The sequence below is a fragment of the Bartonella sp. AP11XZML genome, from assembly GCF_042196445.1.
GTDB lineage: Bacteria > Pseudomonadota > Alphaproteobacteria > Rhizobiales > Rhizobiaceae > Bartonella.
Genome location: NZ_JBHIQF010000068.1, coordinates 86360 through 100222 on the forward strand (window position 1 = coordinate 86360; position 13863 = coordinate 100222).

13 protein-coding genes and 1 tRNA gene are annotated in these 13863 nt (G+C 36.2%); 8 read left to right on the forward strand and 6 right to left on the reverse strand.

Features of this window, described 5'->3' with window-relative positions:
- Nucleotides 1–45: 45 nt before the first annotated feature.
- A complete protein-coding gene (locus ACFIMG_RS06570) occupies nt 46–885 on the forward strand; it encodes a DUF1460 domain-containing protein (RefSeq protein WP_375638346.1) in 840 nt (279 codons plus the stop codon).
- Nucleotides 886–2178: 1293 nt separating this feature from the next.
- On the opposite strand, the gene ACFIMG_RS06575 is transcribed toward ACFIMG_RS06570, so the two are convergent.
- A complete protein-coding gene (locus tag ACFIMG_RS06575) occupies nt 2179–3087 on the reverse strand; it encodes a cation diffusion facilitator family transporter (RefSeq protein WP_375678632.1) in 909 nt (302 codons plus the stop codon).
- Between the two features lie 765 nt (nt 3088–3852).
- On the opposite strand from ACFIMG_RS06575, the gene ACFIMG_RS06580 reads away from it, so the two are divergent.
- Nucleotides 3853–4662, forward strand: coding sequence for a TrmH family RNA methyltransferase (locus tag ACFIMG_RS06580; RefSeq protein ID WP_375678633.1), 810 nt, complete (start codon nt 3853–3855; stop codon nt 4660–4662).
- Nucleotides 4663–4937: 275 nt separating this feature from the next.
- Here ACFIMG_RS06580 and mnmA read toward each other — a convergent pair whose 3' ends face one another.
- On the reverse strand, nt 4938–6161 hold the full coding sequence (gene mnmA / locus ACFIMG_RS06585; RefSeq protein WP_375678634.1) for a tRNA 2-thiouridine(34) synthase MnmA: 1224 nt from the start codon (nt 6159–6161) through the stop codon (nt 4938–4940).
- 390 nt (nt 6162–6551) lie between these two features.
- On the opposite strand from mnmA, the gene ACFIMG_RS06590 reads away from it, so the two are divergent.
- The gene (locus tag ACFIMG_RS06590) at nt 6552–6827 is read left to right on the forward strand and encodes a DUF1153 domain-containing protein (protein WP_273790817.1); all 276 of its coding nucleotides are present in this window, start codon (nt 6552–6554) and stop codon (nt 6825–6827) included.
- Nucleotides 6828–6966: 139 nt separating this feature from the next.
- Here ACFIMG_RS06590 and ACFIMG_RS06595 read toward each other — a convergent pair whose 3' ends face one another.
- Nucleotides 6967–7353, reverse strand: a complete 387-nt coding sequence (locus ACFIMG_RS06595) for a flagellar export protein FliJ (protein WP_375678635.1) — start codon at nt 7351–7353, stop codon at nt 6967–6969.
- A 563-nt stretch (nt 7354–7916) separates the two neighbouring features.
- Here ACFIMG_RS06595 and ctrA point away from each other — a divergent pair.
- The gene (gene ctrA / locus ACFIMG_RS06600) at nt 7917–8618 is read left to right on the forward strand and encodes a response regulator transcription factor CtrA (protein ID WP_273790819.1); all 702 of its coding nucleotides are present in this window, start codon (nt 7917–7919) and stop codon (nt 8616–8618) included.
- Nucleotides 8619–8841: 223 nt separating this feature from the next.
- Here the strand turns inward: ctrA and chpT are convergent, their stop codons facing one another.
- Complete coding sequence (gene chpT, locus ACFIMG_RS06605) at nt 8842–9480, reverse strand: histidine phosphotransferase ChpT (protein ID WP_375678636.1); 639 nt, start codon at nt 9478–9480, stop codon at nt 8842–8844.
- Between the two features lie 214 nt (nt 9481–9694).
- Here chpT and ACFIMG_RS06610 point away from each other — a divergent pair, with 214 nt between their 5' ends.
- Genes ACFIMG_RS06610 through ACFIMG_RS06620 form a run of 3 tightly spaced genes read left to right on the forward strand, consistent with a single transcriptional unit; the run spans nt 9695 to nt 10961 of the window.
- Nucleotides 9695–10291 carry a DUF1134 domain-containing protein gene (locus ACFIMG_RS06610; protein ID WP_375613340.1) on the forward strand — a complete coding sequence of 199 codons (597 nt, stop codon included), beginning with the start codon at nt 9695–9697 and terminating at the stop codon, nt 10289–10291.
- Between the two features lie 27 nt (nt 10292–10318).
- Nucleotides 10319–10705 (forward strand): hypothetical protein, encoded by a 387-nt coding sequence (locus ACFIMG_RS06615; protein WP_375611956.1) that lies wholly within the window; start codon nt 10319–10321, stop codon nt 10703–10705.
- Nucleotides 10695–10961: a hypothetical protein gene (locus tag ACFIMG_RS06620; protein ID WP_375611955.1), complete on the forward strand. Its 267-nt coding sequence runs from the start codon at nt 10695–10697 to the stop codon at nt 10959–10961. The genes ACFIMG_RS06615 and ACFIMG_RS06620 overlap by 11 nt, the downstream gene beginning before the upstream one ends.
- Before the next feature lie 323 nt (nt 10962–11284).
- Here the strand turns inward: ACFIMG_RS06620 and ACFIMG_RS06625 are convergent, their stop codons facing one another.
- Together ACFIMG_RS06625 and ACFIMG_RS06630 are read right to left on the reverse strand one after the other, a co-directional pair.
- Nucleotides 11285–12403: a DegT/DnrJ/EryC1/StrS family aminotransferase gene (locus ACFIMG_RS06625; protein ID WP_375611954.1), complete on the reverse strand. Its 1119-nt coding sequence runs from the start codon at nt 12401–12403 to the stop codon at nt 11285–11287.
- Between the two features lie 49 nt (nt 12404–12452).
- On the reverse strand, nt 12453–13409 hold the full coding sequence (locus ACFIMG_RS06630) for a Gfo/Idh/MocA family protein (RefSeq protein ID WP_273790823.1): 957 nt from the start codon (nt 13407–13409) through the stop codon (nt 12453–12455).
- Nucleotides 13410–13573: 164 nt separating this feature from the next.
- Here ACFIMG_RS06630 and ACFIMG_RS06635 point away from each other — a divergent pair.
- A tRNA-Met gene (locus tag ACFIMG_RS06635) sits at nt 13574–13650 on the forward strand.
- The last annotated feature ends 213 nt before the right edge of the window (nt 13651–13863 follow it).

Consider the following 13863-nt stretch of genomic DNA (forward strand, 5'->3'; position numbering starts at 1 on the left):
AGAAATAGTTCGTCATGAATTTTTAATTCAAAAATGGTGTATAAAATGCGAAAAATATCCCTATTAATTCTCATATTAATGTTGGTAACAGGATGTGATGTTCAGGATTCTGATTCACAAGAGAGTATTTTAGAAAATAAAATAAAAACACAACAAACAACCAACGTAAACCTAGATCCCTATACTCTAAATAAATTAAATACTCTTCTCAAAAAACGTTCAGAAACAAATTATCAGGAAAAAGGGGCACTAATTGACTTTCTTTCTGAAGCTTTTTTAGGGACACCTTACCAAGCAAATATGTTACATGGCTCAGAAAATACACCAGAAAAACTGATTATTGACTTTAGAGGCTTAGATTGCTTCACTTATCTGGATTATGTTGAAGCATTGCGCAAATCAACATCCCAAACAGAATTCATAAATAACGTCATAAAAACGCGTTATATTAACGGTAATGTTGATTTTTTAAATCGGAAACATTTTTTTACGGATTGGGCTTATAGAGAATATAAACTCGCCACTGATATTACCGCTGAAATAAGTCCCCATGCGGTAAAAATAGAAAAATATCTCAACAAAAAAGCTGATGGTGAAAGCTATCTACCTGGGTTGCCAGTTGTGAAACGCACGATAACGTATATTCCAAGTAACTTTATTAATGAGGAGGTGATAGGTCGTTTACAGTCTGGTGATTTCATTGGTATTTATACGAAACTTGCTGGATTGGATGTAACACATGTGGGCTTCTTTATCATGACAGATAAAGGGCCAATGTTAAGAAATGCTTCTTCACGAAAAGAAAACGAAAAAGTCGTTGATTCTCCTTTTATGAATTATGTTGAAAAAACACCAGGAATCATTGTTTTAAGAGCTCTTGAATAACATCATAGCGATATGAAATATCTTCTCTATTCTTAAAATATATACTGTCGTTATTCAGGTAAACATCTAACTTCGTTCAAGCTATACGGATATAATATATTTGTTTACAGTTTTAAGAGAAAAAAGTCGTTTTGATCTAACTTTGTTTATAGGTCTGACAAAATCATTTTTGGAGAAATCACGGATTTGTAATCACTTTTACTGGTTGAAAGATTAAAGACAGAAAAGACTCTATTATAGTATCACGCTTTCCTTTCATATTCTCAACCAAGAGTTATCTTTAGATTACCGCTAATCTGATCTTTACGAATATAACGCAAAAAACACAAACGAACGTTTGTAAAAATAAGTAAAAGTAAAGCCAGATATGTTTGGTGTTGTTTCATAAAGTATTTTATAAAAATTCAATCTACCTCTCTAATTTATTGCATATAAATTTTTGACTTTATAGCATTGTTTTCCTTATAAAGTCTTTGCTTTTTGTTATTGTCTATCAATTAAAATAGCTCTAATGTAGAAGCATATTTATGATTAGGATGCACCAATACTGTACGAGTCCTTGTAAAATTTTGATGCCAGATTGGAATGAAAATATGAAAGCATCAATTAAAACCAGTTTCTATCTTTAGCATCATTCTTTAGTTCAGCTTTGCGATTTTCTACAGCAACGACAATAATATCCTTCAAAGAGTAGAGACATGAGCATTATTTTTTTTCATTCTTTAATGAGTCCCCATCCTTCATGCAATAAAGAACACTCTAAACAGAATCCATTGTATCGATAAAACAATACATTTATTAGCAACAATAATGATGATTAATCTATGATCACAAACTTTAAAACCCTATTCATAACTTTTATATAAAATTTATAATTAAATCTCATTAAACTTATTACGAAGGCTTCACTCCTCTTCGCCCTAAGAGACGAAACATCTACTCCTGAAAGTCTGTAAACAATCCGTTCTCTTAAGTGGATTTAAGCTGCTAACCATTTCATGAGATTCACTTACAAAAGAATACAGCGGTAAGTCGTATTTTGAATATTTACTCCATACTCTAAAAACACTTAATAGATCAAATTTTATATGCCTTATCTCACCACACCTTAAATGACAGTGTTTTAACAAAATAGAATAAATCTTGCCTTAAATACTCTATTTAACCTTGTATACTTGATTGATGCAAAAATAAAATCAACAAAAGAGCATCATCGTATTTTCGAGAGGTATGAATCGCTCCATCATAAAAAAACAGCCCTTATAACATAACAGACAATTTGAAAAAATCTTTTTATATAAAAGGGATCACCGTTGTACCAGGAGGCAATTTTGCCTCATCTTCAGGCTCGACATGAATAGAAATACGCACATTATCAAATTCTTTTTGAAGAACAGCTTCGATTTTATCACAAATTTTATGTGCTTCTCCTACCTGCATTATAGCAGGCACAACCAAATGAAACTCTATAAAAGTAACCCTCCCAGCAACACGCGTCCGCAAATCATGGACCTCAAGCGCACCCGATGCATTTGCAGAAATCAGCTCACGAATCCGCATGCTTTCATTCAATTCAACGCCAACATCCATTAATCCCTGAACAGCATTTCTAATCACCTTCCAGCCCTGTAAGAGAATATTAATGGCAACGATTATCGCTAAAATTGGATCTAAAGCTCCCCATCCTCCGACAAAACCAGCAATCAAACCAATTAAAATTGCAAGCGACGTAAAAACATCAGTTATAAAATGTACTCCATCAGCTTTAAGAGCCGGTGAGCGATGGAGTTTTCCCTGCCCAATAAGAACCATTCCCCACATACAGTTTATGACAGTTGCAATAAGATGAATAGCAAGCCATATTCCAGGCTTCTGCAACAATTTAACGGTAGAAAGAGCTATCCATGCTTCTCTTAAAATAACAATTGCCGCAATAATAATGAGTACCCCTTCAAGAATTGCGGAAAAATATTCCGCTTTATGATGCCCAAAGGGATGATCATGATCTGCTGGCTTCATACTCACTTTAACAGCCCACCATGCTGCTAATGACGCAAGAATATTAACGATTGATTCCAATGCATCAGAATAAAGTGCAACCGAACCTGTGATGTGATATGCCCAATATTTCAAAGCAAAAACAATACACGCAATAAAAATAGAGTATAAAGTTAAGCTTTGTATATTGATTTTTACATCCATGAACCTCATCCTTTTCTTCACGAAATAGGGAATTAATATTTTCAACCATATCATTATACTTTTGGCATAACGACGATCTTTCCTCAATATTACAGAAGCTTCATCATACAATAAACGCCTCAGCTCACCATTATTATCGTAAAAACTGCTCAGTTACACGAACAGCACCAATAAATAAAGAAGAGAGAAAATAATAGAAAGAAGAGTTTTCCCAAGAGCAATCAAACACATAACCTTCATTATTAATCGTTTTCTGAATAACTTAAAGCCATCTCACTTCTCATAAACGAAAAACTTGTTTTTGCTCAAATCTATCATGATCATGCATTATTTTTTAATCTTATGATGTGCATTATAACCCATCTATAAGTCATCTTTGCACCTTAGAAAAAATATCTTAGCACTCTACTGTAACCTTACAGGTCAACTGGACTTTAAAATATGATTTATTAAAAAATTTAGATATAAAAAGAAGAACAATGATTACCCTCAAAAAAAAGAATCTGGGCATTGGGGACCCAGATTCTTTTCCCTTAGAAATTAAGGGCATACAGAGCTTGGGAAATAGCGGGGACCCAAGACACTGCACCCGATACAAGAAAAATATATGATTCCGTATCAGTATTTTTACATTATACCTATGGTTGCATGTTGTCAACATAAATTCTACCATAAGTTTTAAAAAATATTTTTTTGTCTCTTCTTTTTAAATAAAACAAATTCTAACATCTGGAAATCATAAGAAAAAAGCACTAAAAATCTCGCATGCATTTGAATATCATAACAATCAATGAAACAGATGATCCACGCCTAAAAGCCTATCATAATATCCGTGAAAAAGATCTTGTTGGACGGCAACATCAATTTATTGCTGAAGGCAAAGTAACATTGTCCGCATTACTACACTCAAAAGAGTTTTCTGCCATCTCACTGCTCATCGTAGCAAACCGTCTCTCTGGACTTCTACCGCTTTTAGAAAAAACACAGCCCCTATGTCCCATTTATTGCGTTCCACAAAAAGTTATGGATAATATCACCGGCTTCCATGTTCATCGTGGTGTTCTGGGTATTGGTAAACGCAAAATACTGCCATCTTTACAAAGTTTTTTACAACATCTTCCAGAAAAAGCTTTGATTCTTGTTTTATGTGGTATCTCGAATCACGATAATATGGGATCAATTTTTCGTAATGCAGCAGCCTTTGCCAGTAATGGCATTATTGTCGACAAAACCTCATGCGATCCACTGTATCGCAAATCAATAAGAGTGTCTGCCGGCGCTGCTTTAAAAGTACCCTATACGCAAAACGCTGATATAGATGACATTATAGCTGCTCTAAACGATGAAAACTTTCATCTTTATGCACTCTCCCCTTCTGCCTCACACACTCTCAAACAAGCCAACAAAACCAAAAGAATGGCACTTATTTTTGGAACAGAAGGTGATGGCTTACCACCCCATATACTACAACAATCAAACACCTTACGTATTCCCATGACTGACGGTTTTGACAGCCTTAATGTTGCCACAGCCTCAGGTATTGCACTTGCTCATTTTGCCAACTTTGACCACTAAAGATGATAACACTTCAAATTATAGAACATACCTAATGTTGTGTGTTATCTACCAGTCTCCAATAATATTGCCGTTCCCTAGCCTTTGAAAGCATTGATAAAAAACATTTTTACATTTTTTTCATCACTTTCCACACCCTAACCCCACTTATGACGTGCAGAAGATATAATGTTGATGGATTCAATCATAAAACAAATTTTCAATGAGAAAATCTTCCGGAAGTCTCTCATTCAAGTTTAAGGTTAAAAGATATCATTAAATCAATTTACTATGCTTTATAAAGCTGTTGTTTTTAGTTCTGAGGAAACAGAATCTTTTGTTTCGAGATTGCATAAAACGCGCTTCAACATCATTTCAGTATCGGCTGCACGTTCTGAATGTGTTACAAATCCTCCCCCAAGAATACGCGCCTCATGACCATTTCCATCATAAAGAACGCAAGCTTGCCCTGGTGCCACACCATTTTCACATTCCAATAAATCAACGGAAAAAATACCTTCTTTATAATGTAAACGCGCAAGGTGAGGAGGACGCGTTGAACGCACCTTTACAGCCACCTCAATACCTTGAGAAGGAAATTTATCTAACGACTCATCACCAAGCCAATTCACATCACGTAAAAAAAGCTTATGCGTTTCTAACATTTCACGCGGTCCAACAATAACACGTGCATTTTCCACATCGAGATAAACCACATAAAGCGCTTCACCCGTTGACACCCCAATACCACGACGTTGACCAACCGTATAATTAACAATTCCCGAATGTTTACCTAAAATCTTTCCATCAATATGGACAATAACGCCAGGATTAGCTGCTTCTGGACGCAGTTTTGCGATAACATCTGAATATTTTCCTTGTGGAACAAAGCAAATATCCTGACTATCATGCTTATTGGCAACCACAAAGCCCATTTCTGCTGCCATTTCACGAACGCGGGCTTTTGGAAGGTCACCAAGTGGAAAACGCAAATAATCAATCTGTTCTTGTGTCGTTGCAAAGAGAAAATAACTCTGATCACGATCATTATCGAGAGGACGAAAGAGTGCTCGATGCGCTCCGTGGGAACGCGAACGAATATAATGTCCCGTAGCCAAAGCATCTGCTCCCAATTCGCGTGCCGTTGTTAATAAATCAGCAAACTTAACCGTTTGATTACATGCAATACATGGTACTGGGGTCTCTCCATGAGCATAACTTTCTGCAAAAGGATCAATAACAGCTTCGCGAAAGCGCTTTTCATAATCAAGAACATAATGCGGTATTCCTAGTGTTTCTGCAACGCGGCGTGCATCCTCAATATCTTGTCCTGCGCAACACGCCCCCACCCGATGCGTTGCTTCCCCATGATCATAAAGCTGCAACGTAATGCCAATAACATTATACCCTTCCTTTTTCAAAAGACCTGCAACAACCGATGAATCAACCCCCCCCGACATTGCAACAACAATGCGAGAATCCTCAGGTTGTCCTGGTAAATCAAGACTGTTTAAAAACATGTATTCATTCTCTATTTAATGCTCTGTTTAATGGCTAGCCATATGTTGACATTCTGATGCACGCTCTTTAGCACTTTTACACGATTGATTGTCTTTATATTATTTTTTTATCCTTTCCACAACCATAGGCATTACTTTCTTAAAAGCTGCTGCAAACAAAAAAAGAATGATAGAAATAAGGCATAATGGTAATCGTTTAGGAGAAAACCTTTTTTCTCTTTTGAAAAATCCGGTAAAATATTGCAAGAATCTCTTCTACACACTTCAACTTGAGCTTCTTTTTACATACCCAATCACTTTATTAATTTTTTCTTTCAGCGCTTTTAGCTCTTTTTTAAATTTCATGCTCTATAAACGAATCAAGTCCTTGACTAAAGGTAGAGGATACGAATGAGCAACTTGATAAAAACACAAATGAAATATGTTATTGGGCCAGATGGAAGTCCGCTTACAATTGCCGACCTACCGCCGCAAACAACACGGCGCTGGGTGATTCGTCGCAAAGCTGAAGTTGTTGCGGCTGTCAGAGGTGGATTGTTAAGTCTTGACGAAGCGTGCCACCGTTATACTTTGACCGTGGAAGAATTTCTTTCATGGCAAAGTTTAATCGATGAACACGGTTTAGCGGGATTACGAACGACCAAGATTCAACACTACAGGCATTAAGTTGCCATTGATTAATAACATAAAGCAATCTATAAAACAGCCAAACTTGATAAAAGTTTGGCTGTTTTATACTATATCCAAAAGATAAACTTGAAAGAATGGATTTTTCAATAATTGCTTTTATCATCCAGCCATTAAATTAGCCAACCATTGAATTAGATTGAATCAAAATATCCTTATCATCCGCAGCAATCTTCTTTTCTCGTGCTTCCAAAAGCTGTGCACGTTGCAGCTCTGTATTAGCTTCATGGAGAGCAATTTCAGCATTTGTTTTTTGAAGTTCTAAATCACGAATTGAATTGATCAGATTATCACGTCTTTGCCGCGCTGCACGCGCAAAAGCAGAATAAGCAAAATGGTGAACATCATTGTTTCCAGATTTACGTTCTTCATGAGTAATCTGTGCTTCCAACTCTAACACCATTCGTTCAAATTCTGCGATCATCATCTCAAGCTGTGCAATTTCACGGCGCTTTCCACGCACTTGAAACATCCTCAATCGCACCATATTTTCTCGTGACTTCATACTCACTACTCCTTGATTGCGCCAACTCAAAACTCGCATTCACACCCAATAAATATCTTTTAGTTATATATCTATCCGACAAAAACAGTCTATTAACTTGAAATTATAATAATTTTTGCCTTGCATTAAAGCATCTGAAAATACAATCTGCTTTAAAGAGCAATAACTATTTCTTTAACTTTTCCCCCATTATAAACTGAAGAGGTTTAAAGCTCAGTAAATAAACACTGAAATTGTAAAGAAGTAATTTATAAAGCTCTTTTACAAATTTTTTTAAGTTAAAGTTTATAGAAAAAGCCCTCCTTTTTTATTATGTTAAAAAATATAGGATTTTTCTAAAATAATTTTGTAGCCTCTTTCAAAAATAAAAATATTTTGTTAACCACTATCATGGATAGTGGGGAATTTAGTAGTGATTGTTACGCGTACTACTGAAATGTTCATAAACGCTTTGTTATAAGTGTTTGATTTAATGAATTGTTTTTATAACAGTGGTTTTGCTAACTGATATAAAATAGAAATGCTCCTTATGATTCGTGAAGGAGCAAAGTGAGGGATCTAAAATGCGCGTATTATTAATTGAAGATGATAGAGCAGTTACTCAAAGCATTGAGTTGATGTTAAAGTCGGCTAACTTTAATGTTTATATCACTGATCTGGGTGAAGAAGGTATCGATTTAGGAAAACTCTATGATTATGATATCATTTTGCTTGATCTGAATTTGCCTGACATGTCAGGGTATGATGTCTTGCGGACTCTAAGGTTGGCAAAAATAAAAACTCCTGTCCTAATCCTTTCTGGTATGAATGCCATTGAAGATAAGGTTCGTGGTTTTGGCTTTGGAGCAGACGACTATATGACGAAGCCTTTTCATAAGGATGAGCTCATTGCACGTATCCATGCAGTTGTTCGTCGTTCAAAAGGACATGCACAATCGGTTATTGTTACCGGAGATCTCACCGTTAACCTTGACACAAAAACTGTCGAAGTTGCAGGGCGCCCTGTTCACTTAACCGGTAAAGAATACCAAATGTTAGAGCTTCTCTCTTTACGCAAAGGTACCACCCTTACCAAGGAAATGTTTCTCAATCATCTCTATGGTGGAATGGATGAACCAGAACTAAAGATTATCGATGTTTTTATTTGTAAATTGCGGAAAAAATTGGAAGCAGTCTCTTCCAGTGTAAATTACATTGATACAGTTTGGGGACGTGGTTATGTATTACGTGATCCAGTTGAAGAGAACGTACGAAAAACCGCTTAAGCAGTGAACATGCACATTGTAAAATCTCGGAGTGTAGCGGGCCGAGATTTTTTCCAGAGATCTTTTCTCTGTTAAAAGTAGAGAACTCGCACACTAAAAATCTCATATAGAAAGCGCTTAAAGCTTAAGAAGTAACCACACCCAATTTACACATATAACCTTATCGCTCATAAGTTCAATCGAAGCCACTTTTCCCAACACAGCTTAAGCGCTTCTCTCTTATTCAAAGCTTTTTTACACTTTCTAAAACAATACAACCATCACTTTCATCAATATTTATTTTCATCTCTGTCATCTGAGCAAGTAACATTGTGTAATAAAATTGGATGACATGTGCATCAATAAGCTCTTCTTGAACTTCTCCACGAAATAACGCAAGAAAATGAGGGGGTATACGGAGAGTTCTACCGAAAACCTCAAATCGAAAAGAACGTTTATTTTCTTCTTGCAAAATCATAACAACAATTTCACCACCACGAGAAACTGTTGCGTTTGCAATCAATAATAAATTAAGCAAAAGTTTAACTTCATCTTTTTCTAACAATAAAGAAGAAGCTTGCCATTTTAAAGTTGCTTTTTCTTCTTTCATATATTGTTGAGCAACCTGCTCTGCAGTCCGTGTATCTATTTGTCCTCCACTTGCACCAGCAAAACCAAAAGCCAATCGCGCAAATTGTAGACGTACAGCAGCACTCGCAACGGATAAACGCACCAATTGTAAAGCATCTTCTTCAGCTCCTCCTTCATCATAAAGCTCCATTGCATTTTGAATAGCCCCCACAGGTGAAATCAAATCATGGCAAATACGACTACAAAGCAAAGCAGCAAGATCCATAGGCTTCAAAGAAATATCTAACGTCATAATGATTGAAAACTCCTAGATTCAAAAAAACAAACTTTATTTTAAAGAAAAACTCTTAACATCTGATGCATAATAGGAAACATTAACAATCATGCTAAAAAATTCAGAAATAAATTCAAGAATTTAAATAACCTTATATCTTATTTTTTATTTGAATAGAATGAAAATTCTAATATTATCTTTTTGTTTATCACTAATAAAAGGAGAAAACTCCATGGCTCTCTCTCTGCTCAAATACTGGTACAAAAATATTATATCTTTAATCTTCCTTTTATTCATCACCATAAACACTACACAAGCTCGACTAAAACCAATAGAGCAAAACGAACCTCATTATTCACTCCAAGAAATTATTGATTCTGGTCATATTTTTTTTGGAAAAACAGCCAGTGGTCTGGCTGTTGCAATTCAAAATATTTTTTCAAAATACGGTTATCCCAATGCCTATATTTTAGGAGAAGAAGCTTCTGGTGCCTTTTTTGCTGGATTAACCTATGGCGAAGGAATGGTTTTTACCAAAAGCTATGGTCAACATAAAGTTTTTTGGCAAGGTCCCTCAGTAGGATGGGATTTTGGCGGCCAAGGCTCCCGTTTAATGATCTTAGTTTACAATCTTAATGGCATAAATAATTTATGGAGACGCTATGGTGGTATTTCAGGTTCGGCCTATTTAATTGCAGGTGTTGGTTTTCATGTCCTAAAATACCATAATACCTTGTTAATCCCAATACGTACAGGAGTCGGCGCACGCCTTGGTATCAATATAGGATATTTAAAATTAACACATAGACCGACATGGAATCCATTTTAAACGGTTTCTTATTTGAAAAGGGGTATTATGCTTATTCAATCATTTCTTTTTTTTATACTTGGAGTTGCTTTTACTTCCTGGTTACTGGTGCTTTTATCTCCTTTTATTTGGCGTAAAGCCGTTCATTTTGCGTATAAAGATGTTTGTGCGAAAATGCCATTATCACTCGCGGAAATAGAAGCAAATCACGATTTTCTTCGTGCACAACATGCTGTAGAATTAGCAAACAACCAACAAAAGTACGAATTTTTGCAAAAAAAATATGTCCAACAAAAAATACAATTGAGCCAAGTAACAGAACAATTTTATCGGCTATGCCTCCCCACAAAAGATACTCTCACCAAAGAAGCGATAGCAATCAAACAAAATATCGCCACACTACACACTTCCAAAGGAAAGACAAATGATGCGTGAAAAAGTCGCACACTATCAGCAACGCTTACAAAAAATCCAAACTCATGAGCTGGACACGACCGCCAACCACCAATTGCTAGAAGAACTCCGAGAAGAAACAAAAGAACTTGCAGCAACATTGGCAGCTCAAATAGCGCTACAAGAGGGGAATACATCACCCATCAACACATTGATTCAAAAATCCAAAAGCAAAAATGACCTAGCATCACGTATTCGCCAAAAAATAACTTTTCTCTCCAAAAGCCCTGTTAAATAAGTTATCTTTTAAAACACCTTAAATGAAGAGTAAAATCAACAAAGGTTCATTGTAACTTTCATAACCCAAATCCTTTTTACTAAACGTGACTTTTTTGCTAAGCTAAGGACAAAGTTTCTTAGCCCATACCGTTCTGTTAAAAAATATCTTCTTGTCTAGAAGCTTCACTTTCTAATCATATCACCGCTCTAAAGGACAACATTTCATAGGTCCTAGAAAGGAAATAATACCAAAATATTGGCCACACACTCTAACAAAAAATACCTTCTAAGATGGATCACCAATAGAGCTTTGACCATAATTTTAAGGATAAAAACACGCTCTCAAGAGTGATAAAAATCTCTTATTTTTTTGATAATCATATCCTGATCCGTTTGTGTCAAGTAAGGATGCATTGGTAAACTTAAAACACACTCTCCTAAAGACTCTGAAACAGAAAGGGAATCTTTTACATAAGGGAAGTGTTTATAAGCTGGCTGTTGATGTAAAGGAGTTTTATAATAAATCATTGTAGGAATAGAATTTTTTTGTAAAAAATCTTTTAATTTATCCCGTTCTTTTACCTTAATCGTATATTGTGCATAAGCAGAACGAATATTTTCTCCTATTTCTGGAACTGTAACAATATCTCTTAAGCCATTGGAATAGCGTTGAGCAATTTCCACACGCTTTTCCATTTCATCTTCAAAAATCGCAAACTTTTCTAGTAAAATTGCAGCCTGAATGCTATCTAGGCGCGAATTCATACCAATACGTACATTGTCATATTGCGTTTCACCTTTACCATGAAACAAAATAGAGCGTAAAAGTTCTGCAAAATGATCATCATTGGTCATCATAGCGCCTCCATCACCATAACATCCTAATGGTTTTGCAGGATAAAAACTTGTAGCAGCCACATCACCAAAAGCACCACACATAGTATTACCGCTTCTCCCCCCCATAGATTGAGCAGCATCTTCAATTACAAAAAGATTTTCCTTTGCAGCCACTTGAGCAATTTGCACATAGTCAGCAGAAAGTCCAAATAAATCAACGGCAATAATAGCTTTTGGCTTTAGACGTCCCTCTTTTTTTACCATTTCGATAGCGTGAGAAAGTTTTTCAACATCAATATTGAATGTATCAGGTAAAACATCAACAAAAACAGGTTTAGCCCCCACCAAAGCAACCACTTCAGCCGTTGCAGAAAACGTAAAACTAGGACAAAAAACAGCATCCCCTGGACCAATATTTTTAGCCATAAGAGGCATCTTCAAAGCATCTGTTCCATTAGCACATGCAATCACATGTTTAACGCCAAGATATTCTGCCAATTTCTCTTCAAATTCTGTTACTTTTGGCCCCAAAATATACTTACCACTAGCGACTACATGCGCAATTGCAGAATTAATTTTATCTTCAATACGCGCACGCTGCGCCCCAAGGTCGATGAATTGCATATTAACTCCATTGATCATCACAAGAATGCAAAAGCGCTACCTATCTCTTTTATCTATCATAATTGACATCAGCAGCTGTTAAAATCCGTAAAACCGCAATAGCATCATCACCATTTGTACGAGGTGATTGACGCGTTTCAATACAATGAAGGAAATGCCGTAATTCGCAAGTAAGCGGCAAATCTTCACAAACATCAATGTAATTCAGCTCATCCATGCTAAAAGCCCACTCTTGATTTTCTTTCCAAACGGCAAAATGGTGCATTGCCAATTTACGACTCCACGGTTCCATATCATCAAAAACGAGTATAGCCTTTGTTCCAACAACAATTAAACGCCTCTCACGATAAGAACTCAAGCGTGAAGTAAAAAGATGACTACGCACACCATTTGGAAAAATCATATGAATATGAGAAAAATCAGAAATCTGATCAACGACAGCAGCCCCCTCACCGCGAATTTCGGAAGGTTCACATCCTGTCAACGCCAAAATCATTGAGAGATCATGAGGGGCAAGATCCCATAAAGCATCACTGTGTGTGTGAAATTTTCCAAAGCCTAATCTATGAGAATAAATATATCGCACATCTCCCACATCTCCGTTTTTCACCAATTCACACATTTTTTCAAAAGCCGGATGAAAACGTAAAATATGGCCCACCATAAAAACTCGCTCATAGGCCTCAGCCTCCTGAACTTGGCGTTTAGCATCAGAAACATTCAAGGCTATTGGTTTTTCCACCAAAACATCTTTACCATTTTTAACAGCACGGAGCACATTTTGCGTATGCAATTGTGGCGGCAACGCTAATACCAACGCATCAATATCTCGATGAGTAAAAAGATCATCTGGTGTAACAACCTCTACACCATACAGTGTTGCAAAACTAGCAGCACGATCATTATCAATATCAGAAACTGCTGCTAAAGCCCCGAGAGAGTGGAGTGTCCGTATATGATTTTCACCCCAATGACCGCATCCTAAAACCGCTACACGTGGCACCATTTTCATGCCTTACCTTACTTTATCATATGAAAATTACACTTTTACATATCGAGGATAAAATAGAATGACAAGAGAAAAGCTTAAAAACGACGCTTGACATCTTACTATTCTACCCCTTATATCCGCAAAAGATGTAATTATTGACAATTATGATTGCTTATTTTGGCGGAGTAGCTCAGTAGGTTAGAGCAGAGGAATCATAATCCTTGTGTCGGGGGTTCAAATCCCTCCTCCGCTACCATTGCTTTTTTATTGTGTGTAGCTTGCCAGCGGTTTTTATTGTTGTAGCTTGCCTGTAGCTTGCCAGCAGGTTTTGTATATTTTGACACTAGGTTTTGTACCAATTTATTTTTTCTCAAAGAGTTTTTAAGGGGTTCTCAAAGGATCTTCAAAGACCTTTCAAAGGGTATTTAAAGCTCTCTTTAACGCATTTTTCTGCTCCTATTTTTCCAGA

Coding starts and splice junctions, on each gene's coding strand:
- ACFIMG_RS06570 (WP_375638346.1), top strand. CDS start 46: ATGCGAAAAATATCCCTATTAATTCTCATATTAATGTTGGTAACAGGA.
- ACFIMG_RS06575 (WP_375678632.1), bottom strand. CDS start 3,087: ATGGATGTAAAAATCAATATACAAAGCTTAACTTTATACTCTATTTTT.
- ACFIMG_RS06580 (WP_375678633.1), top strand. CDS start 3,853: ATGCATTTGAATATCATAACAATCAATGAAACAGATGATCCACGCCTA.
- mnmA (WP_375678634.1), bottom strand. CDS start 6,161: ATGTTTTTAAACAGTCTTGATTTACCAGGACAACCTGAGGATTCTCGC.
- ACFIMG_RS06590 (WP_273790817.1), top strand. CDS start 6,552: ATGAGCAACTTGATAAAAACACAAATGAAATATGTTATTGGGCCAGAT.
- ACFIMG_RS06595 (WP_375678635.1), bottom strand. CDS start 7,353: ATGAAGTCACGAGAAAATATGGTGCGATTGAGGATGTTTCAAGTGCGT.
- ctrA (WP_273790819.1), top strand. CDS start 7,917: ATGCGCGTATTATTAATTGAAGATGATAGAGCAGTTACTCAAAGCATT.
- chpT (WP_375678636.1), bottom strand. CDS start 9,480: ATGACGTTAGATATTTCTTTGAAGCCTATGGATCTTGCTGCTTTGCTT.
- ACFIMG_RS06610 (WP_375613340.1), top strand. CDS start 9,695: ATGGCTCTCTCTCTGCTCAAATACTGGTACAAAAATATTATATCTTTA.
- ACFIMG_RS06615 (WP_375611956.1), top strand. CDS start 10,319: ATGCTTATTCAATCATTTCTTTTTTTTATACTTGGAGTTGCTTTTACT.
- ACFIMG_RS06620 (WP_375611955.1), top strand. CDS start 10,695: ATGATGCGTGAAAAAGTCGCACACTATCAGCAACGCTTACAAAAAATC.
- ACFIMG_RS06625 (WP_375611954.1), bottom strand. CDS start 12,403: ATGCAATTCATCGACCTTGGGGCGCAGCGTGCGCGTATTGAAGATAAA.
- ACFIMG_RS06630 (WP_273790823.1), bottom strand. CDS start 13,409: ATGGTGCCACGTGTAGCGGTTTTAGGATGCGGTCATTGGGGTGAAAAT.